Below are 22,978 nucleotides of genomic sequence, written 5' to 3'. Positions count from 1 at the left end.
AATAACTATATAGGTAATTTATTATGAAAAGTTTTTCAGCTAATTCAAATAAAATTATACAATCTTGGTATTATGTTGATGGAACTAATAAAATATTAGGTCGTCTTGCAAGTAAAATATCTATATATTTACGAGGAAAACATAAACCAGAATACACCCCCCACATAGATACTGGTGATTATATCATAGTTATAAATGCATCAAAAATAATTGTTACAGGAAAAAAAGAAATTAATAAGATTTATTATCATCATACAGGATATGTTGGAGGTATAAAAAAATATACTTTGCAATATATGTTGTTACATCATCCTAAACGTATAATTGAAAAAGCAATAAAAGGAATGTTACCTAAAGGTTCTTTAGGTAGAGATGTTTTTAAAAAATTAAAAGTATTTTCATTTAATGAACATAATTTAATTTCTCAAAAACCCATTTTTTTGGATATTTAATTATTTAAGTAATAGGAGAGAGATATATTTATGTCAAAATATATAAATTATGGTACAGGTCGTCGTAAAAGTTCTTCAGCTCGTGTTTTTTTATGTAAAGGAGAAGGTAAAATTGTTATTAACAAACGTTCTTTAAAAAAATATTTTGGAAGAGAAACATCATGCATGGTTGTTCAGCAACCTTTAGACATAGTTAATATGTTAAATAAATTTAATTTTTATATTACTGTTAAAGGTGGTGGAGTTTCAGGTCAAGCTGGAGCAATCCGTCAAGGAATTACTCGTGCATTGATAAAATATGATAGTACATTAAGAGATATTTTAAGAAAAGAAGGATTTGTTACTCGTGATTCAAGACAAGTAGAACGTAAAAAATGTGGTTTTCGTAAATCCAGAAAAAAACCGCAGTTTTCAAAAAGATAATTTTTTTATAAAAACCCGGTATATTTTAATCCGGGTTTTTAATAAAAATAAATTTTATTTTTGAAATAAAAATAGAAACATATTTTTATTTTATATAAATAAATAAAATTATTTTTTAAATTTAATTAAATGTAAAATATTTTTTATTTTTTATATTTGGTTAATTAAATATAGTATTTTATTTTTTGTTAAAAATATTTTTTAAATATTTCATTTATATAAATATTCAATTATATCTTTAGACAATTTTTTTATTCCAATTTTTTTTTTAGCTGAAATTAAGTAATATCTTTGATTTTTTTTTATTTTTTTTTTTATATATATTATTAATTTAATGATTTTTTTTTTTTTTAAACTATCAATTTTATTAAAAACTAACCATCTAGGTATATTAAATACTGATTCATTAAAATTTTTTAATTCTTTTAAAATAATTAATCTAATTTTATTAATATTTTTTTTTTTAATTGTTGTTATATCAATAATGTGTAATAATAATCGACAACGCGATAAATGTTTTAGAAATTGTATTCCTAATCCTATTCCAGATGATGCTCCTTTTATAATACCCGGTATATCAGCAATAATAAAAGTTTTTTTTTTTATTTTTACTGTTCCTAATACAGGTTTTAATGTAGTAAAAGGATAATTATTTATTTTTGTTTTTGCATTAGAAAGAGCTTGAGTTAAAGTAGATTTTCCTGAATTTGGCAAACCTAATGTACCAACATCAGCAATTAATATTAACTCTAATTTTATGATCTTTCTCTCACCTAGAGTACCATTTGTTTTTTTTCTAGGTGTTCTATTTGTAGATGATTTAAATCTAGAATTTCCTAATCCGTGCCAACCACCTTTAGCTATAAGGATTTTTTGTTTTTTATATATTATATCAGATATTATTGATTTATTTTCGGTGTTTAGTACTCTTGTTCCTAGTGGTACACGAATAAATGTATCTTTTCCTTTTTTTCCTGATCTATTTGAATTAAATCCATTTTTTCCGTTTTCAGCATAAAATATTTTTTTAATTCTATAGTCAGTTAATGAATTCATATTTAAATCAGAAATTATCCAAATATTACCTCCATCACCTCCATCGCCTCCATCTGGTCCCCCTTTTGGTATAAATTTTTCTCTTCTAAAACTAATACATCCATTCCCTCCATTTCCAGCAGATACATGAATTATAACTGAATCGACAAATTTCATGTTGTATCTCTCTTATTGAAAATATTTTTATAAAATTAAATAATTTTTATTTATTTATATAATTTAATATTTTTATATTGTACAAATAACACTGATATATGTTTTTTTTAATAAACCTCTTTTTTTAAATTTTACTTTCCCTGTAGTAATAGAAAATAACGTATGATCTTTTCCACATTTAACATTTTTACCTGGATGAAATTTTGTTCCTCTTTGTCGAACTAAAATATTCCCGGGATAAACATATTCTCCCCCGTATTTTTTAATACCTAATCTTTTTGAACGTGAATCTCTTCCATTTCGAGAAGAACCACCTGCTTTTTTTTGTGCCATTTTTTTTTCCTTAATTTATTTTATAAATACATTATATTTTTTATTTTAATATCTGTATAATATTGTCTATGTCCTTGATTTTTTTTATAATGTTTTCTACGATTAAATTTTATAATTTTTATTTTCTTATTTCTTCCGTGTTTATATATAGAACCCTCTATATAAATATTTTTTAATATTGGTTTTCCAATTAATATTTTTTCTTGATTGGATAATAGTATTATTTTTTTAAAAAGTATTTTTTCTCCTATTTTTGCATTTAATTTATCTAATCTAATAATTTGCCCGCATTTTGCTTTGTATTGTTTATTACGATCTAAAAATATCGCATACATAATTTTTTCTCTATATATTAATCAGTTAAAGATAAAAATTTTTAATATAATATTTATTTTATTTAAAAATACTTTTTATAAATTAAATTTTTGATTTAATTTTAAGATAAAACATTTTTACAAAAAATAAAATTATTATATTAAATATTATATCATATGTTTTTTTTATAATTATGATATATTTATATTATTAGTTTTATACATTTTGAAAAATATTTTTTTATGTAATTATTTATTTTTGTTATTTAATAAAATTTTTTTTATTCCATTCAGATATAGTATATGTATTTATAGTAACAGCATGAATTTTTTTTTTTAAAAAATAAGGCATTAATATTTTATATATATTTTTTTGTTTTTCTAAAGAATTCATACCTATAAAAAAATCTCCTATAGCTGTAATAATAATATTATTATATTGTTTATTTATTATTACTTTTTTTAATTTTAATTTTTCTTTAATTAAAACACTAATTTTATTAGATTTCATATTAATTTCTCTACATCTGATGTATTAATTAATTATTAAATTTAATTAATATAAATATTTTTATTTTGTATGATATATAAGAAATACTTTTATATGTAAATATATATATTTTATATTATTTTTAGTAATTTTAATATTTTTTGATAATTTTATTAATTATATATTTTTAATATATACATATATATTATTATATACTTATAATATATTTTAACATAATATTAAAATATTCAATATTATTTATGTAATATTCTTTTTTTTATAGAGATATAAAATTAATAATTTTAATAAATTAAATTTTATTTTTTATATTTTAACGTAAAGGAGTTAAGAGCTTGTTTAATAAAGTTCCAATGACATTACGGGGTTTTAATAAATTAAAATCTGAATTAAAAAAATTAAAATATACTATAAGACCTTGTATTGTAAAGGCAATTGCAGATGCTCGACAATTAGGTGATTTAAAAGAAAATGCGGAATATCATTCAGCAAGAGAAGAACAAAGTTTTTGTGAAAATAGAATATGTGAAATTGAAAATAAATTGTTTTGTGCTCAAATTATTGACATAACCAAAATACCTTATAAAGGTATTGTTATTTTTGGATGTACTGTAACAGTATTACAAATATATACAAATGATATCTTTGTATATACGATTGTAGGTGATGATGAAGCTAATTATAAAGAATATTCAATTTCTATTTATTCACCTATGTCTAGAGCTTTAATTGGAAGAAAAAAAAATGATATTATTTTAGTAAAAACCCCTTCTGGATCAGTAAAATATTTAATTAAAAAAATTGAATATATTTAAAATATATAATATACAGATTATATCTATTAATTTTTAATTAAATAGTTTTTTATAATATATTAATTGTTTTTATACATAAAAATCTAAGTAATTTAAAAAAAATAAATATTTCTATGTATAATAGATTTTTATTAAATTTCTGTGTCTTTTATATTTATCGGTATTAATATACTATGATTTTTAGAAAAAATTCAAGAAGTTCTAAAGATTGGTTTAAAAAACATTACAGTGATCCTTATGTTAAAGAAAGAAATAGAAGAAGTTTGAGATCTAGATCATGGTTTAAATTAAAAGAAATTAATGAGTCTGAAAAAATTTTTAAAAAAGGTATGAATATTATAGATTTAGGATCAAATCCAGGGGGTTGGTCAGAATATGCTAGTCAGAAGATTGGTTGTTCAGGAGTTATTTTTGCATATGATATTTTACCAATGCGCCCTTTAAAAAATGTTACTTTTTTTCATAGAGATGTCACAAATATAGATGTACAAAAAAAAATGTTGTTTTTTTTAAAAAAATATTCCTGGAATGTTGTTATGTCTGATATGTCTCCTAATATTAGTGGTTGTTCTATTGTTGATAATGTTAATACATTTAAATTAAGTAATATTGCATTAAGAATTGCTATACATGTATTATCGAAATCGGGGTATTTAATAATAAAATTATTTCAAGGTTATGGTTTTAATGAATATATACAAAAAATTTTTAGTAAATTTATAATGGTAAAAGTTTATAAACCACGTTCTTCACGTTTTAATTCTCGTGAAGTTTTTATTATAGCTCGTGGACTTAAAATATAATTTTTTATTTTATTTTAATATAAACATAAAGTGGGGTTATCTTTTGACTAATACAGTTAAAAATTTCATTATATGGTCTTTAATTTTAATTATAGGAATATCTTTATTTCAAAAAATAAATAATTATTATTTAAATAATTATGAAGTTAATTATTCTACTTTTTTAGTAGAAGTTAATAGAAATAAAATTCGTGAAGTTCGAATTAATGGAAATAAAATTTCAGTTATTAGAAAAGATATGTCACATTATATTACATATATCCCTATTCATGATTTTAGACTATTAGATGTATTATTAAGTCATAAGATTAATATTATAGGTGATTATCCTAATAAAGGTCGAGGTATTTTTTTATCTATTTTTATTTCTTGGTTTCCTTCTTTTTTTTTAGTAGGTATATTAATTTTTTTTATAAATTATATACAGGTTAATGGAAGTAAAGGAGCATTTTTATTTGGAAAAAGTAGAGCTAAAACATCATTGAAAAATAAAGTTAAAACTACTTTTTCGGATGTTGCTGGATGCGAAGAAGCAAAAGAAGATGTATCTGAATTAGTTGAGTATTTGAAAGAACCAAATAGATTTAAAAGACTTGGCGGAAAAATTCCTAGAGGGATATTAATGTCTGGCCCTCCTGGAACCGGAAAAACATTATTAGCTAAGGCAATTGCTGGTGAAGCTAATGTTCCTTTTTTCGCAATATCAGGTTCTGATTTTGTGGAAATGTTTGTAGGTGTTGGCGCTTCTAGAGTTAGAGATATGTTTGAAAATGCAAGAAAATGTGCGCCTTGTATAATTTTTATTGATGAAATTGATGCGGTTGGAAGAAAAAGAAGTATACATGCAAATAATAGTCATAGTGAAAGAGACCAAACATTAAATCAAATATTAGTAGAAATGGATGGTTTTGGAGGTAATGAGGGTATTATATTAATTGCAGCTACTAATCGTCCCGATGTTCTTGATCCCGCTCTCTTAAGGCCTGGTAGATTTGATCGACAAGTTACAGTTTCTTTGCCGGATATTAGGGGAAGAGAAGAAATATTGAAAATTCATATACGAAAAATTCTTGTTTCCAATGATGTAATTCCTATTATTATAGCTCGAAGTACTCCTGGTTTTTCAGGGGCAGATCTAGCTAATTTAGTTAATGAGGCAGCTTTATTAGCTGCTAGATTTAATAAATCTGTAGTTAGTATGTTAGATTTTGAAAAATCTAGAGATAAAATCATAATGGGTTCTGAAAAAAAATCTATTATAACAACAGAATTCCAAAGAGAATCTACTGCATATCATGAATCTGGGCATGTAATCATTGGTAGATTAGTTCCTAATCATGATCCTGTACATAAAGTTACAATTATTCCTAGAGGAAATGCTTTAGGTTTAACATTATTTTTACCTTTATCTGACACACGTATTTTAAGTCGTCAAAAATTAGAAAGTAAAATATCTACTTTATATGGCGGACGTTTAGCTGAAGAAATTATTTATGGTTTCAATAAAGTTTCAACTGGTTCTTATGGTGATATAAAATTAGCTACTAGTTTAGCAAGAAATATGGTTACACGATGGGGTTTTTCAGAAAAATTAGGACCTTTATCATATGTAGAAGAAGAAAAAGAAGTTTTTTTAGGTCAGACTATAGAAAAAAATAAATATATTTCAGATAAAACAGCTCAAATTATTGATGAGGAAATAAAGTTACTAATTAAAATCAATTATAAAAGAGCAAAGAAAATTTTAAGTAAAAATATAGATATTTTACATGCAATGAAAGATGCTTTAATGAAATATGAAACATTAGATTCTTTTCAAATCGATGATTTAATGTCTAGAAAACCAGTTCGTGTACCAGATGGGTGGTATTTACGTTAAAAATTATTTTTATAGAAAGAAATTTTTTTATTTTATTAAAAAATTAATTTATTTTATATAGTGATAGTTATTTTTTTTTATAAAAATATAAATATTATTACTTATAATTATTTTTAAAAATAATTTATATAAAATTTATAATTATTAAAAATATTATTATTATAATTTAATGATATCTATTTTTATAATAGATATCATTAATAAATTAACTATTTATAAAAAATATATATTTTTTTATTTTAAAAAAATAATTTCATGTATTTTATTAGATAAAACTGTTTAATAATTACTAAAAAATAAAATTTATACATATTTTATTAAATACTTGTATTTTTTATAAATATTTACTTACATATATATTTTTATAAGAAATTATTTTAATACTTTAAAAGTAAATAAAAATTATTTATATACTATTTTAATTAGTATATACTATTTTTTAATATATAAAATTTTTATAAATTTAAATTAATAATAATTAATTATATAAATATTTTATATAAATTATATTTTAAGTATTAAAATAATATATGGTGCTTTATATGCATTTGTTTTTATTAATAATTTTTGTTTTTATTTCTTTTATATTAATTTCTCTTATTATATTTCAATTTAGTTCTGGAAGTAATTTATCTTCTAATGTCAGTGATTATTCCTCTCAATTATTTACTGAACATTCGAAAAGTTATGTAATGACATATACAATAATAGTATTATTAATTTTATTTTTTGTAATAAGTTTAATTTTATGTAAATTTAATTATTGGACTCAATATAGTTTAAATATATAATTATTTATATAAATCATTTTATTTTTATAATTATGCTTATTTATTAAAATATTTATACTATAATAATAATATAAAGATCTTAACCGAAGTGGTGAAATTGGTAGACACGCTATCTTGAGGGGATAGTACTTAATTTTAAATAAGTATACGGGTTCAATTCCCGTCTTCGGTATAAATTATGTTTCTTTTTTCTTTCTTTTTTTTAATTTTTTATATTAAATATATTTTTTATTAAAATGGAAATTTAATATTTTAACCCCGAAATTTTCGGGGTTTTTTATTACAACTATTTAATAAATAAAAATTTTTCATTAGAAAATATCTATTGTAAAAATTTAGCATATTTAAAAATAATTTTGTGTATAAAAAATCATTTTTTTTATTTTGATTAACAGAATTTCTTTTTCTTTGAATTATTTATTTAGTTGAATATATCCATTTAAATTTAAGGATAATTGATATGAATAAAAAAATATTATCTGTAGTAGATGTTGTTTCGCATGAAAAATCTATTCCCAGAGAGAAAATTTTTGAAGCTTTAGAAAGCGCCTTATCAATTGCTACAAAAAAAAAATATAATCAAGATATAAATGTTAGAGTATGCATAAATCGTAATAATGGTAGCTTTAATACATATCGAAGATGGTTAGTAGTAAAGACTGTATCTAATCCAACAAAAGAAATTACATTAGAAGCTGCTCGATTTGAAAATAATACTATAAAATTAAATGATTATGTAGAGGACTGTATTAATTCTGTAACTTTTGATCGTATTGCAACTCAAATAGCTAAACAAGTTATTATACAAAAAGTAAAAGAAGCAGAAAGAGAAATTATTATTAGTCAGTTTTATGAAAAAAAAGGTCGAATTATTATAGGAATTGTTAAAAAAATTAATCGAGATTATATTATCTTGGATATTGGTAATAATATTGAAGGTATAATTATGCGTGAAGATATGTTACCAAGAGAAAATTTTAGAATTAATGATAGAGTACGAGGTGTATTATATAATATTTCTTGTGAATCTAGAGGTGTACAACTATTTATTAGTAGATCAAGATCAGATATGTTAATTGAATTGTTTCGTATTGAAGTTCCTGAAATAGGAGAAAAAGTAGTAGAAATAAAGGCTATTGCTCGAGATCCTGGTTCAAGATCAAAAATAGCTGTTATGACATATGATAGTAGAATTGATCCTGTAGGTGCTTGTGTTGGAATTCGAGGAGCCAGAGTTCAAGCAGTTTCTAGTGAACTAGGAGGAGAAAGGATTGATATAATTTTATGGGATCATAATCCAGAAAAATTTGTTATTAATTCTATGGCTCCTGCTGATGTATCATCAATTATTTTAGATGATTATAATCATACTATTAACGTGTCTGTTGAAGAATATAATTTAGCTCAAGCAATTGGAAGAAATGGACAAAATGTTCGTTTAGCATCTCAGTTAACCGGATGGGAATTAAATATTATGACTCCAGATACTCTAATAAAAGACAATAAATTAGAAAAAAAAGATTTTTTTTATATTTTTAAAAATCAACTTCAACTTACAGAAAATGATATTTCATTATTATTTCATTCAGGATTTTCTTCTATACAATCCATTGCTGATGCATCTATACATCAATTATTATCAATTAAAGGCATTAAAAATAATATTATTTTAAAAATAAAAAGAAAAGCAAAACTAATTTTAAAAAATGATCAAGAAAAACTAGTAAAAATATTTTGTAAGCATTATTCAAATTCAGAACTATCTTGCTTAAAAAATATTAATGAAGTTGTAATTCAAAAATTAATAGAAAAAAAAATATATACTTTAGAACATTTAGCTGAAAAAAGTATTGATGATTTAAATGATATTTCTATATTAACAGCTATACAAGCAGGTCAATTAATAATGGAAGCACGTAATATTTGTTGGTTTAATGAAAATAAATAAAATAAAATATAATAGTAATTATAATAACAAATTTTTTAAAAAAATAAAATCATTTTTAAAAAATTTGGTAATATTTTTTTAAATAAAAATATATAAATTTTTAATAAAATAATTTTTTTTATTAAGAATTATAAAATGTAGATTATATCAAATAATTTTTTAAAAAAATAGTAATTTAAATATATTTAAATAAATATGTTTTTTATATATATTAAATAATTGAATAAAAAATAGTATTTATTAAATATATTTTTTGATATATTATTTTAATAAAATTTTTATAATATTAATCTTTAATTGAATTTACACTTAAAATAAAAGAGATAATTTTACCAGTGAAATTTAAAAAAACAAGATACAAAAATAACGATCAATTATTACAGAAAGATAAGAAAAAAAAATTATCAATTAATAAAAAAAAATCAACAAATTTAGTGCGTTCTAAGTTTATTGAATCAGATCTTCCTTTTCAAAATATAAATAAAAAAAATACTAGTACTATATTTAAAAAAAAAATAAAGAAGAAAATATCTATTTACAACCCATTAAATAAAAAAAATATTTTAAAAAATAAAAAATCAGATTCTGATATTTTAATAAATGAAAATAAAAAAAATATACAAAATAACCAGGATTCTAAAAAAATAAAAAAAAATTATATTGATAATAAATTAAATAGATTATCTGGTAATAATAAAAATAATAAAAAAAATGTTATTTTTTCTTCAAAAGCATCTGATAAACGTTTTTTAAATTATAAAAAAAAAAATAAAGAATATAGAATAAAAAATTCTATATTACATCAAAAGTTTAATAAACCTTCCAAGAATTTTAATAAGCCAATTATCATTTTTAATGATATTTCTGTATTAGAATTATCTAATAAAATGTCAGTTAAAAGTATTAAAGTTATTAAAAAATTATTAAGCTTAGGTATTTCAGCTACTATTAATCAAATACTAGATAAAGATACAGCTCAATTAGTAGCGGAGGAAATGGGTCATAAAGTTCTTATTCGTCATGATGATGAATTAGAAATATCTTTAATGAAAAATCGTAATTTAGATAATTTAATAAAAAAAACAAGACCTCCTGTTGTTACTATAATGGGACATGTAGATCACGGAAAAACATCTTTATTAGATTATATTCGATCTACTAAAGTAGTTTCAAAAGAATTAGGTGGTATTACTCAGCATATTGGTGCTTATCATGTAAATACACCACATGGAATTATTACTTTTTTAGATACCCCAGGTCATTCTGCCTTTACTGCTATGAGAGCACGAGGAACTAAAATTACCGATATAGTTGTTTTAGTAGTTGCTGTAGATGATGGTGTAATGCCTCAAACTATAGAAGCAATTCAGCACGCAAAAAATGCAAATGTTCCAATTATAGTAGCTATTAATAAAATTGATAAAACTAACGTTTATGTAGAAAAAATTAAAAAAGATTTAGTTAAATATTCTGTTATTTCTGAAGAACTTGGTGGAGAAAATATATTTGTATTAGTTTCAGCAAAAACAGGTTTTGGAATTGATGAGTTATTATCTGTAATTTTACTTCAGTCTGAAATGTTAGAATTAAAATCAGTATATAATGGAATGGCTTCCGGTGTAGTAATTGAATCTTTTTTAGATATAAAATGTGGACCTGTAGCTACAGTATTAATAAAAGAAGGAACTTTACATTTAAATGATATTATCATATGTGGTACAGAATATGGAAAAATAAAATTACTTAGAGATGAATTTCATAAAAATATTTTATCGGCTAGTCCTTCTATACCAGTAGAGATATTAGGATTATCTGGAGTTCCGAATATAGGAGATATATTAACAGTTGTTCATAATGAAAAAAAAGCAAAAGCAGTTTCTATTTATCGAAAAGTAAAAATTAAAGAAAAAAAATTTTTTAATCAAAAAAAAACCGATATAGATAATTTATTTACTAAAATTAATACGAATAAAATATCAGATTTAAATATTATTTTAAAAGCAGATGTTCAAGGTTCTTTGGAAGCAATATTAGATTCATTAAGATTATTATCTGATAAGACTATTAAAATTAATATTATAATGTCTGGTGTAGGAGCTATTACAGAAACTGATGTATATTTAAGTATTACTACTTCATCTATTCTAATAGGTTTTAATATAAGAGCTAATATTTCTGCAAAAAAAATTATAGAATCAGAACGTTTGGATATTCGATATTATTCGATAATATATGATTTAATTGATGATATTAAAAAGATTATGTCTGGTTTGTTAATTCCTATACATAAACAAAAAATTATTGGTTTAGCAGAAGTAAGAAGTATATTTAAATCTCCTAAATTTGGATTAGTTTCTGGTTGTATAGTTATAGAGGGTGTTATTAAAAAGACGAATCCAATAAGAATCTTGAGAAATAATATTGTTATTTATGAAGGAGAGTTAGAATCATTACGTCGTTTTAAGGAAGATGTTGTAGAAGTATATAGTGGAATTGAATGTGGTGTTGGAGTAAAAAATTATAATGATATTCATATCGGTGATATTATTGAGGTTTTTCAAGTAATTAAATAAATAATTTAATAATTTTATACATAAAAATATTGTTATTATTAGTAGGAAATAATATGTTAAAAGATTTTAGTCGATCTATGCGATTAGAACGTAGTTTACATAAAGAAATTGCTACAATTATTCAATTTCGTTTAAAAGATCCAAGAATTAATTTATTAATAACAATTTCGGAAGTAAAGTTATCATTAGATTTAAGTTATGCTAAAGTATTTATTACTTTTTTACAGTATAAAAATAAAAAATATATTGAATTAATATTAAATATATTAAAAGGAGCGGAGGGATTTATTCGTTCATGTCTCAATAAGAATATATACTTACGTATTGTTCCAAGATTATGTTTTATTCATGATGTTTCTTTCATTAATGGTATTTTTATTTCAAAATTAATTAGTAATCGTATATTGAACTAATTAATAATTTAGTATTAAAGTAATATAAATATAGGTTTAAAATGGATTATAGAAACAGTATGAATTATACTGGAATATTATTGCTAGATAAACCAAAAGGAGTTTCTTCTAATTGTGTATTACAGCAGATTAAAAGAATTTTTTTTGCTAAAAAAGTAGGTTATTCAGGTTCATTGGATCCTCTAGCTACTGGTATGCTACCTGTTTTATTTGGTAAGGCAACAAAATTTTCAAAATATTTAACTGATTCAGTAAAAAAATATCATGTAATAGCCAAATTAGGAGAAAGTACTGTTACTGGAGATTTATCTGGAGAAGTATTAGAGACTCAATCAGTATGTGTTAATATTAATGATATAACTGAAATTCTAAAAAATTTTATTGGAGAAATTCACCAGATTCCACCTATGTTTTCAGCTATTAAACATAATGGAATACCATTATATAAATATGCTCGGATAGGTATTACAATTCCTCGTCATAAAAGAAAATTAATAATTTATCAATTAAAATTTATTAAATTTATTAATTGTTTTTTAGAATTTACAGTTGTATGTTCTAAGGGAACATATATTCGTAGTTTAGTATATGATATTGGAAGAAAATTACATTGTGGAGCACATGTAATTTTTTTACGCCGTTTAAGAGTAGGTCCTTATAATTCATCACAATTAATTACATTATCTGATTTATTTTTTATTAATAAAAAATATATACAAAAAGAAAATAAATTATGTATTTTTAATACATTAAATACGTTTTTATTGCCTGTTAGTTCAGTATTTTTAAAATATCCTAAAACAAAACTACTTGAAAAAGATGCTAAAGATTTTCAGAAAAATAAATGTATTTTTTTAATTTTACCTTTTAATACTGGTTTAGTTCGGGTTTTTAAAAAATTAAATAATATATTTTTAGGAATTGGGAGAGTAAATACATCAGGTTTATTAAAACCAGAATGTATTTTTCATAATTAATTATAATTTTTTATAAAAAATTATAATATTATTCTATTTAATAAAAAAGTATATAAGGTATATTTATGTTAAAAGATAAATTAGCAATAAAACATTTAATTATAAAATATGGAAAATTATATAGCAATAGTGGAAATTCTTCAGTTCAAGTTGCATTATTAACTAAAAAAATAAACCATTTACAAAAACATTTTTCTATTAATAAAGATGATCATTGTGGTCGTAAAGGATTATTGAATATGGTTGCTCGCCGTAGAAAATTATTAGATTATATAAAATCTAAAAAACATAAACATTATCTATATTTAATTAAAGATTTAGGTTTACGTTATTAAAATATTAAATAATTGTTATTATATAACATTAAAATATAATAGTAAATAGAGTATAATTATATATATAGAAAAGAGCTTTCACGGCTCTTTTTTTATATCTTTATATTTGTAAGAGATAAAAATATTTTTTTGAATTCTTAATGTAAAGAGTTATTTTTAATAAAATATAAATATTTTTTTAAATCATTTTTAAGGATGTTGATTTTGTTAAAACCAATTACACATAAATTTAAATATGGTAATCATTCTATTGTTTTAGAAACTGGAGTGATAGCTCGGCAAGCTACTGCTGCAGTTTTAGCTAGTATGGATGATACGACCGTTTTAGTTACTATAGTTAGTGATACTTCAGTTCCAATAGGACAAAAATTTTTTCCTTTAATTGTAAACTATCAAGAACGTACTTATGCTGCTGGTAGAATTCCAGGAGGTTTTTTTCGTCGTGAAGGTAGACCTAGTGAAAATGAGATTTTAATTTCTAGATTAATTGATAGACCTATACGTCCTTTGTTTCCTAAGGATTTTTTAAATGAAGTGCAAATTATTGTAACAGTTATTTCAGTAAATCCTCAAATAAGTCCAGATATAATTTCTATTATAGGTTCTTCTGCAGTTTTATGTTTATCAGGTTTACCTTTTCTGGGTCCAATAGGTGTAGCGCGTGTTGGATTGATAAATAATAAATATATATTAAATCCTTCTACAGAGGAAATTAAAAAGAGTTTTTTAGATTTAGTTGTTTCAGGTACTGAAGATACTATTTTTATGGTTGAAGCTGAAGCTAATATATTAGCTGAAGAAGAGATTTTAAATGCTATTTTATTTGGACACGAAAATCAAAAATTATTAATTGATAATATTTATTTATTTTCTAAAAAAGCAAATAAAATTCCAAATATTAATTCTAATATATATAGACCAGATAAAACATTATATAATTTAATTTCTAAAAAAATTAAAAAAGATATTGATCAAGCATATCATATTTTTACAAAAAAAGAGAGATTAAAAAAATTAAGTGATATTAAACAAAAATTAATTATAGATTTATTAAATAATGATAATACTTTAACAGCAGCTAAAATTGAAGAAAATATATATTTATTAGAACGTAATATTGTACGAAAACGTATTTTAAAAGGAAAATTAAGAATTGATGGTAGAGAAAATGATGTAATTAGGTATATTGATGTAAGAACGGGCGTGCTTCCTAGAGTTCATGGATCTGCTTTATTTACTAGAGGTGAAACACAAGCTTTAGTATCTGCTACTTTAGGAACATCTAGAGATGCACAAAATTTAGATGATCTTTTGGGAGACAGGACTGATAATTTTTTATTTCATTATAATTTTCCGCCATATTCTGTAGGTGAAATTGGAATTGTTGGATCACCCAAAAGAAGAGAAATAGGTCATGGAAAGTTAGCTAAACGTAGTTTTTTAGCTGTAATGCCTAATATTGAAGAATTTCCTTATACAATTCGTTTAGTTTCTGAAATTACAGAATCAAATGGTTCTTCTTCAATGGCTTCTGTATGTGGTGCATCTTTAGCTTTAATGGATGCTGGAGTACCTATTAAATCAGCAATTGCAGGAATTGCTATGGGTTTAATAAAAGAAAATGATTCTTATGTGATTTTATCAGATATTTTAGGAGATGAAGATTATTTAGGTGATATGGATTTTAAAGTTTCAGGTAGTAGAGTGGGTATTACTGCCTTACAAATGGATATAAAAATTTCTGGCATTACAATTAATATTATTAGGGACTCTTTGTATAAAGCGAGGGTAGCAAGATTAAAAATTTTAGATATTATGGAAACAACTTTACAAATTCCTAGAAGTGATATTTCAAAATTTGCTCCTAGAATTTATACAATAAAAATTAATCCTGAAAAAATAAAAGATGTAATTGGTAAAGGCGGTTCTATAATTAGAATGTTGACAGAAGAAACTGGAACTATTATTGAAATTAAAGATGATGGAGTAGTAAAAATATCAGCAACTATTGGAAAAAAAGCTAAAAATGCTATTCGTAGAATTAAGGAAATTACTGAAGACATTAAAATTGGAAAAGTTTATTCGGGAAAAGTAACTCGTATTCTTGATTTTGGTGCTTTTGTATCTATTGGTCTAGGAAAGGAAGGTTTAATACATATTTCTCAAATTTCAAATAAAAGAGTAGATAAAGTAATTAATTATTTAAAAATCGATCAAATTATTTCCGTAAAAGTATTAGAAGTAGATCGACAAGGTCGTATTAGATTAAGTATGAAAAATATTAATGAAAAATAAAATAATTTATAATATATACACAATTAATATTTTATATAGTGTATACTATATTATTATATATTTTTATTGTATAATAAATATTTTATTAGTTCATTTAAAAATATTAAGTATTTTAATTTATAGTTTTTTTTTATTAAAATTATTTATTATTTTTTTTAAAAAAATTATATATATTCAATTTAGCCGGTTCATACTCTTTAATGAAAATAGATAGAAATTTTCATAATGAGTTATGTAGTATACTGGCCATTTTCGAAATATAAGAGGCTTATACTTTACATGACTCAAATTCATCATTCTTTTTCCGTTTTTGGACTTAATTCTTTTTTATTAAAATCTCTTGAATCATTAGGATACATTAAACCGTCTCCCATTCAATCTATTTGTATTCCTTACTTATTATCAGGAAAAGATGTATTAGGAATGGCACAAACTGGTAGTGGAAAAACAGCAGCATTTGCATTACCATTGTTAAATAATATAAAAATTTCTTTAAGATCTCCACAAATTTTAATTTTAGTTCCTACTCGAGAATTAGCAATTCAAGTAGCTAAAGCTTTTTCTGATTTTTCTAGATATATTATGGGAATACAAGTACTGGCCTTATATGGAGGTCAGAGGTATGAAATTCAATTACAAGCTTTAAGAAAAGGTCCTCAAATTATTGTTGGAACACCAGGTCGTTTATTAGATCACTTAAAAAGAGGAACATTAAATTTAATTAATTTAAGTAGCCTGGTTTTAGATGAAGCAGATGAAATGTTACGCATGGGTTTTATAGAAGATGTAGAAACTATTATGTCAAAAATTCCTAAGAAACATCAAACTGCTTTATTTTCAGCAACAATGCCTAATATTATTCGTAGGATATCTAGGCGTTTTATGGATTCTCCACAAGAAGTTAAAATACAGTCTACAGGAATTACTCGCCCTGATATACAGCAAAGTTATTGGATAGTACGTGGTAAAAAAACTGAAGCTTTAATTCGTTTTTTAGAAGTAGAAGATTTTTCTGCTGCTATTATCTTTGTTCGTACAAAAAATGCTACAGTAGAAGTATCTGAAGCTTTAGAAAAAAATGGATATAATAGTGCAGCATTAAATGGTGATATGAATCAATTATTAAGAGAGCAGACATTAGAACGTTTAAAAACAGGAAAATTAGATATATTAATTGCTACTGATGTTGCAGCTCGAGGATTAGATGTTGATAGAATTAGTTTTGTTATTAATTATGATATCCCTATGGATGCTGAATCATATATTCATCGTATTGGTCGAACTGGTAGAGCAGGCAGAACAGGTCGAGCATTGTTATTTGTAGAATATCGTGAACGAAGATTACTTTATAATATTGAAAGAATAATAAAACATTCTATTTCAGAAGTAGAATTACCTAAATCTGAATTATTAGTAAAACATAGACTAAAAATTATTTCAGAAAAAGTACAAAACCAATTAAATAGTAATGATTTAGATTTATATAAAAAATTATTATTACAGTTAAATTTAAAAAAAGGCTGGAATTTTGAAGAATTATCAGCTGCTTTATTAAAATTAGCTCAAGGCGATCGTCCATTAATTATCCCACCTGAAAAACAGCATTCTTTTTTATCTTTTAGAAAAAATAATCTTTTATCACCTTATAATAAAGGTAGATTTAGTTATAATAAAAAATCTATAAATAATCGATTTATTAAAAATAATAAAAAATTAGAAGATATGATTATATATCGTTTAGAAGTAGGTCGTAACGACAAAATAGAAGTACGCCATATAGTAGGAGCTATTGCTAATGAAGGGAATATTAATAGTCGTTTAATTGGAAATATTAGATTATTTTCAAATTATTCTACTATTGAATTACCTAGACAATATTCTAAAAGTTTACTAGTACGTTTGTTACATACTCGTATTTTAAATAAACCAATTAAAATTAAACCTGTACTTTTTTCTAATGTATCTTCAAAAAAAAAGACATAATATTAATAAATAATATTTATTATAAAAAATAATAAAATTTAATATAAATAATTGTAATGTAAGATATACAATATTTTTTATTATTAAATTTTATGCCACTAAGTGGCATAAATATATTATATTGATGCTATTGCTTCAATTTCTATATTTACCTTTTTAGGTAATTCTGATACACCTATACACGATCTAGCAGGATACTTATCTGTATATTTGTCAAAAAAATTTTTATAGGATAAATTAATTTCTTTTAATTTATCCATTGTTGTTGTAAATATAGTTGTTTTAATAATATTTTTTATTTTCAATTTATAATTTTTTAATAAAAAATAAATATTCATTAATATTAAATCTGTTTGTTCACTTATTTTTTTTGGTATTATTCCTGTATTTTTATCTATTGGAATTTGCCCGGAAATAAAAAATAAATTATTTATTTGAAAAATAGGTGAATATGGTCCAAATATTTTATTTGACATATTTTTTTCTTTTAACATAACAATCCCATAAATTATATTTATATTTTTTAATAATTTTTAAAAAAAAGATTTTTTTGATAAACAAGACACAAGTAAAGCCTTAATAGTATGTAACTTATTTTCTGATTGTTTAAAACTAAGATTTATATTAGAATTAAATATATCATTAGTAATTTCTAATCCATTATTAATATGAAATTTATTATGTATTTCATATCCTAACATAGATTTTTTATCATGAAGTGCCGGTAAACAGTGTAGTATTTTTATATTTTTATTATTTGTCATTTTTAGCATGTTTTTATTAATTTGATATGGATATAATTCTTTTATTTTTTTTTCCCATATATTTTTTTTTTCTCCCATTGATACCCATACATCTGTATAGATAAAATCAACGTTTTTAACCCCTTCTTTTATATTTTCTGTACATATTATGTTTTTATTTTTTTTTATATATTTTATTTTTTTAAATAGGAATTTTTTTTTAGGCCAGTATATTTTTGGAGCTACGATGTTAATTTTTAATCCTACAATATTAGCTGCTTCTAATAATGTATTTGCTATATTATTTTGAGCATCTCCTACATATGCACATTTAATTTCTTTTAATGATTTTTTAGGTTTGATTTCTTGAATAGTAAGTAAATCAGCTAAAATTTGAGTGGGATGAAATGTATCAGTTAAACCATTCCAAACAGGTATTTTAGAATATTTCTTAAAATCTTTGATAATTTTATCATTATGACCTCTGTATTGTATTGCATCATACATTTTTCCTAATACTTTTGCTGAATCTTGAATAGATTCTTTATACCCGATATGCGTGTCATTAGGTCCTAAATATGTAATATTTGCTCCTTGATCATAAGCTGCTATTTCAAATGCACATCGAGTTCTTGTTGATTCTTTTTCAAAAATTAATACTATATTTTTTCCTTTTATATATTTATTTTCTTTTTTATTGTATTTTTGTTGTTTTAAAAATTTTGATAATTTTATTAAATAAATAATTTCTTTATTTGTATAGTCAGATAAGCTTAATAGGCTTTTTTTATATAATGTTTTCATGATATTTTTCTTATATATTAGAAATTTAAATCTTTTATTAATGAAATTTAATTTTTATGTGAAAAATTTTTAATTATTATAAAATATTTTTTTATATTTATAATATAGATTATATATAATATATTTTATTAAAAATTTTTTTATTTAATTGATAATAATAAAATTTTATTTTACAATATATATTTATATATGTATATAAATGAAAATTTTATTGAAAAATAATTCAATTTTTATATTAAAAATAATTTGTTTTATTATTTTATTTATATTAATTTTAATTATATATATAATTATATTTTATATATATATTTTTTTTAATAAATATATTTCAATTATTATTTTAAATTTACAGTATAATTTTTATTATTTTATTTTAAATAAAAATATACACACAATTGTAGAAAACTATGGATAAAAATTATAATTTTCATTTAATAGAAAAAAAGATACAAAAATATTGTAAAAAAAATAAGTTTTTTTTTCATAATAATAATTTTTTAAAAAATGATAATTTTTGTATTATGGTTCCACCGCCAAATATAACTGGTTATTTACATATGGGTCATGCTTTTCAACAGACTATAATGGATACATTAATACGATATCATCGTATGTCTGGAAAAAATACATTATTACAAATGGGTACAGATCATGCTGGTATTGCTACACAAATGGTAGTTGAACGTTATTTATTAATGAAAGAAGGTAAAGATAAAAATTCATATACTCGAAAAGAATTTATAAAAAAAATTTTTAATTGGAAAAAAAAGTCTGAATTAGTTATGTTTAATCAAATTAAACGTTTAGGTCATTTAATTGATTGGAAAAATGTTCGATTTACATTAGACTCTAATTTTTCAAAAGCAGTAAAAAGTGTTTTTATTACTTTATATAAAGATGGATTAATTTATAGACGTAAAAAATTAGTATATTGGGATCCAAAATTTCAGACAGTAATTTCTGATTTAGAAGTGGAAAATAAAGTATATAAAAATAAAATGTGGTATATTAAATATTTTTTCACAGAAAATTGTGATATTTTTAATAATAAAAAATATCTTACAGTAGCTACTACTAGACCTGAAACATTATTAGGAGATACAGCATTAGCTGTGCACCCTGATGATAAAAGATATAAAAAATATATTGGTTATTTTGTTAAAGTTCCTATATTAAATAGGTCTATTCCTATTATTAGTGATAGATCTATTGATATATCTAAGGGAACTGGATGTATGAAAGTAACCCCGGCACATGATTTTAATGATTATAATATTGGTCAATGTAATAAATTACCTATGATTAATATTTTTACAAAAGATGGTAAAATATTAAAAAAATTAAATATTTTTAATTATAAAGGAAAGAAAGAAAAAATATTTAATGATTTTATTCCTAAGAATTTACATAACTTAGATCGATTTATTGCCCGAAAGAATATTTTATTTTTATTAAAAGAAGAGGGTTTTTTAAGTCGAGTTATTTCTTATAAAATGAATGTTCCATATGGGGATAGAAGTGGTGTAATTTTAGAGCCTATGCTGACTAATCAGTGGTATTTAAGTACTAAAATATTATCTATAGAAGCAATTAAGGCTGTTAAAGAAGATAAAATTATTTTTATTCCCAAGCAATATAAAAATATGTATTTATCTTGGATGAATAATATTCAAGATTGGTGTATATCTCGTCAATTATTATGGGGACATAGAATTCCAGTTTGGTATGATTCATTTAATAATATTTATGTAGGTGAAAACGAGGAATCGATTCGAAAAGAATATTCTTTGAAAAAAAATATTCTTCTTACACAAGATTCTGATGTATTAGATACTTGGTTTTCTTCTAGCTTATGGACATTTGCTGGTTTAGGTTGGCCTGTAGATATGAAAAAAATAAATATGTTTCATCCCACAAATATTTTGGTCTGTGGTTTTGATATTATTTTTTTTTGGATTGCTCGTATGATTATGATGACTATGTATATTTTAAAGGATAAATTAGGTAATTCACAAATTCCTTTTAAATATATATATATTACTGGTTTAATACGAGATGAACAGGGTCAAAAAATGTCAAAATCTCATGGTAATATTTTAGATCCATTGGATATGATTGATGGAATTAGTTTGAAAAAATTAATAGAAAAAAGAACAAAAAATTTAATAAATTCTAAACAGATAAATATAGTTAAAAAAAATACTATAAATAGTTTTCCAAAAGGAATTTTGGCTCACAGTGCCGATTCTTTAAGGTTTACTTTTTTATCTATAGCATCTACAAGTAGAAGTATTAACTGGGATATGAATCGTTTAAAAGGATATCAAAATTTTTGTAATAAAATTTGGCATGCTAGTCGTTTTGTAATAAAAAATATTTCTAAAAATATACTTCAAAAAAAAAATATTTCTTCATTATTATTAAATCAATGGATTTATATTGAATTAAATAAAGTTATTAAAAAATATCATTATTTTTTAAAATTATTTCGATTTGATCAACTATCAATTTTATTATATAAATTTATATGGAATAAATTTTGTGATCAATATTTAGAAATGATAAAACCAATATTACAGTATGGTTCATTATATGAAATTAATTCTATTAAAGTATCTTTGTTTTTTATTTTAAGTAAAATTCTTTTGTTAGTACATCCTATAATGCCATTTATCACTGTATATATTTGGAGTATTTTACAGAAAATAAACACAGTATTTCACCCTATAATAATTTTAAATTCTATACCTCAATATAATAAAAATTTAAAAAATTTATATATTACTAAATTTATAAATTGGTTTCAAAAAGTTGTTTCTGTTTTACGTTCAATTAGAGTAGATTCTAAAGTAGAATATACAAGATTATTAAAAGTTTATTATAAGAATATTTCTTTACGCAAGAAAATTTTTTTACAGGAAAATAACGTAATTTTAAAAAAAATTGCTTATTTAAAATGTATAGTTGAGATTCAATCATCATTAAATTTATCTTCTGTAATAATGCGTATTATTGATGGTGTACAAATATTTGTTTCTATTGATTCATGTTTTGATATTAAAATTGAATTACAGCGTTTAGATAAAAAAATTCTTTTACTTAAAAAGGAAATTCATAAAATAAATTATTTTTTATTAAATAAAAAAATTTTAATGAATGCACCTTCATGTTTTATTTTAGAAAAAAAATCTTTATTAAAAAGTAATTTTGACGTTTTAAAAAAAATTAATAATCAAAAAAAAATCTTATTAAAAAAAATATTAATTTAAATAGAAAAATTGTTTATCTATAAATTATTTTTATTAAATAATATTTAATTTATTTGTTAAATTAGAGTTATCTATTTTATAGTTATTATTTTTTTACTAACAGAATAT

At 22.1% G+C, this 22,978-nt stretch carries 20 protein-coding genes and 1 tRNA gene; 15 read left to right on the top strand and 6 right to left on the bottom strand.

Features of this window, described 5'->3' with window-relative positions; translation table 11 throughout:
- Positions 1–23 precede the first annotated feature (23 nt).
- Complete coding sequence (gene rplM, locus BUCICURT3053_RS01280; protein ID WP_154061214.1) at positions 24–452, top strand: 50S ribosomal protein L13; 429 nt, start codon at positions 24–26, stop codon at positions 450–452.
- Positions 453–482: 30 nt separating this feature from the next.
- Complete coding sequence (rpsI, locus tag BUCICURT3053_RS01275) at positions 483–875, top strand: 30S ribosomal protein S9 (protein WP_154061213.1); 393 nt, start codon at positions 483–485, stop codon at positions 873–875.
- A gap of 210 nt (positions 876–1,085) precedes the next feature.
- On the opposite strand, the gene cgtA is transcribed toward rpsI, so the two are convergent.
- The 4 genes from cgtA to BUCICURT3053_RS01255 form a co-directional block, all read right to left on the bottom strand.
- The gene (cgtA, locus tag BUCICURT3053_RS01270) at positions 1,086–2,087 is read right to left on the bottom strand and encodes an Obg family GTPase CgtA (RefSeq protein ID WP_154061212.1); all 1,002 of its coding nucleotides are present in this window, start codon (positions 2,085–2,087) and stop codon (positions 1,086–1,088) included.
- A gap of 72 nt (positions 2,088–2,159) precedes the next feature.
- Entirely contained in the window at positions 2,160–2,420 is a 261-nt protein-coding gene (gene rpmA, locus BUCICURT3053_RS01265; protein WP_154061211.1) for a 50S ribosomal protein L27, read from the bottom strand.
- 20 nt (positions 2,421–2,440) lie between these two features.
- A complete protein-coding gene (rplU, locus tag BUCICURT3053_RS01260; protein WP_154061210.1) occupies positions 2,441–2,755 on the bottom strand; it encodes a 50S ribosomal protein L21 in 315 nt (104 codons plus the stop codon).
- Between the two features lie 241 nt (positions 2,756–2,996).
- Positions 2,997–3,245, bottom strand: coding sequence for a BolA/IbaG family iron-sulfur metabolism protein (locus tag BUCICURT3053_RS01255; RefSeq protein ID WP_154061209.1), 249 nt, complete (start codon positions 3,243–3,245; stop codon positions 2,997–2,999).
- A gap of 332 nt (positions 3,246–3,577) precedes the next feature.
- Between BUCICURT3053_RS01255 and greA the strand changes: the two genes are divergently transcribed.
- The 12 genes from greA (at position 3,578) to BUCICURT3053_RS01195 (ending at position 18,054) form a co-directional block, all read left to right on the top strand.
- The gene (greA, locus tag BUCICURT3053_RS01250) at positions 3,578–4,057 is read left to right on the top strand and encodes a transcription elongation factor GreA (RefSeq protein WP_154061208.1); all 480 of its coding nucleotides are present in this window, start codon (positions 3,578–3,580) and stop codon (positions 4,055–4,057) included.
- 173 nt (positions 4,058–4,230) lie between these two features.
- Positions 4,231–4,860 carry an RlmE family RNA methyltransferase gene (locus BUCICURT3053_RS01245; protein WP_154061207.1) on the top strand — a complete coding sequence of 210 codons (630 nt, stop codon included), beginning with the start codon at positions 4,231–4,233 and terminating at the stop codon, positions 4,858–4,860.
- A 43-nt stretch (positions 4,861–4,903) separates the two neighbouring features.
- A complete protein-coding gene (gene ftsH, locus BUCICURT3053_RS01240) occupies positions 4,904–6,739 on the top strand; it encodes an ATP-dependent zinc metalloprotease FtsH (protein WP_154061206.1) in 1,836 nt (611 codons plus the stop codon).
- 530 nt (positions 6,740–7,269) lie between these two features.
- Positions 7,270–7,530 (top strand): preprotein translocase subunit SecG, encoded by a 261-nt coding sequence (gene secG / locus BUCICURT3053_RS01235; RefSeq protein ID WP_154061205.1) that lies wholly within the window; start codon positions 7,270–7,272, stop codon positions 7,528–7,530.
- An 82-nt stretch (positions 7,531–7,612) separates the two neighbouring features.
- Positions 7,613–7,702: transfer RNA gene (locus BUCICURT3053_RS01230), tRNA-Leu, on the top strand.
- A gap of 288 nt (positions 7,703–7,990) precedes the next feature.
- Positions 7,991–9,478: a transcription termination factor NusA gene (gene nusA, locus BUCICURT3053_RS01225; protein WP_154061204.1), complete on the top strand. Its 1,488-nt coding sequence runs from the start codon at positions 7,991–7,993 to the stop codon at positions 9,476–9,478.
- Positions 9,479–9,813: 335 nt separating this feature from the next.
- Entirely contained in the window at positions 9,814–12,051 is a 2,238-nt protein-coding gene (infB, locus tag BUCICURT3053_RS01220) for a translation initiation factor IF-2 (RefSeq protein ID WP_232037247.1), read from the top strand.
- A gap of 53 nt (positions 12,052–12,104) precedes the next feature.
- Positions 12,105–12,464 carry a 30S ribosome-binding factor RbfA gene (gene rbfA, locus BUCICURT3053_RS01215; protein WP_154061202.1) on the top strand — a complete coding sequence of 120 codons (360 nt, stop codon included), beginning with the start codon at positions 12,105–12,107 and terminating at the stop codon, positions 12,462–12,464.
- A gap of 41 nt (positions 12,465–12,505) precedes the next feature.
- Complete coding sequence (truB, locus tag BUCICURT3053_RS01210) at positions 12,506–13,441, top strand: tRNA pseudouridine(55) synthase TruB (RefSeq protein ID WP_154061201.1); 936 nt, start codon at positions 12,506–12,508, stop codon at positions 13,439–13,441.
- 65 nt (positions 13,442–13,506) lie between these two features.
- Entirely contained in the window at positions 13,507–13,776 is a 270-nt protein-coding gene (rpsO, locus tag BUCICURT3053_RS01205) for a 30S ribosomal protein S15 (protein ID WP_154061200.1), read from the top strand.
- A gap of 204 nt (positions 13,777–13,980) precedes the next feature.
- Positions 13,981–16,071 (top strand): polyribonucleotide nucleotidyltransferase, encoded by a 2,091-nt coding sequence (pnp, locus tag BUCICURT3053_RS01200; RefSeq protein ID WP_154061199.1) that lies wholly within the window; start codon positions 13,981–13,983, stop codon positions 16,069–16,071.
- Between the two features lie 279 nt (positions 16,072–16,350).
- A complete protein-coding gene (locus tag BUCICURT3053_RS01195; protein WP_154061198.1) occupies positions 16,351–18,054 on the top strand; it encodes a DEAD/DEAH box helicase in 1,704 nt (567 codons plus the stop codon).
- Positions 18,055–18,170: 116 nt separating this feature from the next.
- Here BUCICURT3053_RS01195 and BUCICURT3053_RS01190 read toward each other — a convergent pair whose 3' ends face one another.
- A complete protein-coding gene (locus BUCICURT3053_RS01190; RefSeq protein WP_154061197.1) occupies positions 18,171–18,548 on the bottom strand; it encodes a Rid family detoxifying hydrolase in 378 nt (125 codons plus the stop codon).
- 39 nt (positions 18,549–18,587) lie between these two features.
- Positions 18,588–19,601, bottom strand: coding sequence for an ornithine carbamoyltransferase (gene argF / locus BUCICURT3053_RS01185; RefSeq protein ID WP_154061196.1), 1,014 nt, complete (start codon positions 19,599–19,601; stop codon positions 18,588–18,590).
- 407 nt (positions 19,602–20,008) lie between these two features.
- Between argF and BUCICURT3053_RS01180 the strand changes: the two genes are divergently transcribed.
- Positions 20,009–22,870, top strand: coding sequence for a valine--tRNA ligase (locus tag BUCICURT3053_RS01180; protein WP_154061195.1), 2,862 nt, complete (start codon positions 20,009–20,011; stop codon positions 22,868–22,870).
- Positions 22,871–22,978: the final 108 nt, after the last annotated feature.

This window comes from Buchnera aphidicola (Cinara curtihirsuta) (assembly GCF_900698895.1).
In the GTDB taxonomy this organism is placed as follows: Bacteria; Pseudomonadota; Gammaproteobacteria; order Enterobacterales; family Enterobacteriaceae; genus Buchnera_F; species Buchnera_F aphidicola_AX.
The sequence above is the reverse complement of the archived record's forward strand: the minus strand, read 5'-3'. Positions and strand labels throughout refer to the sequence as shown.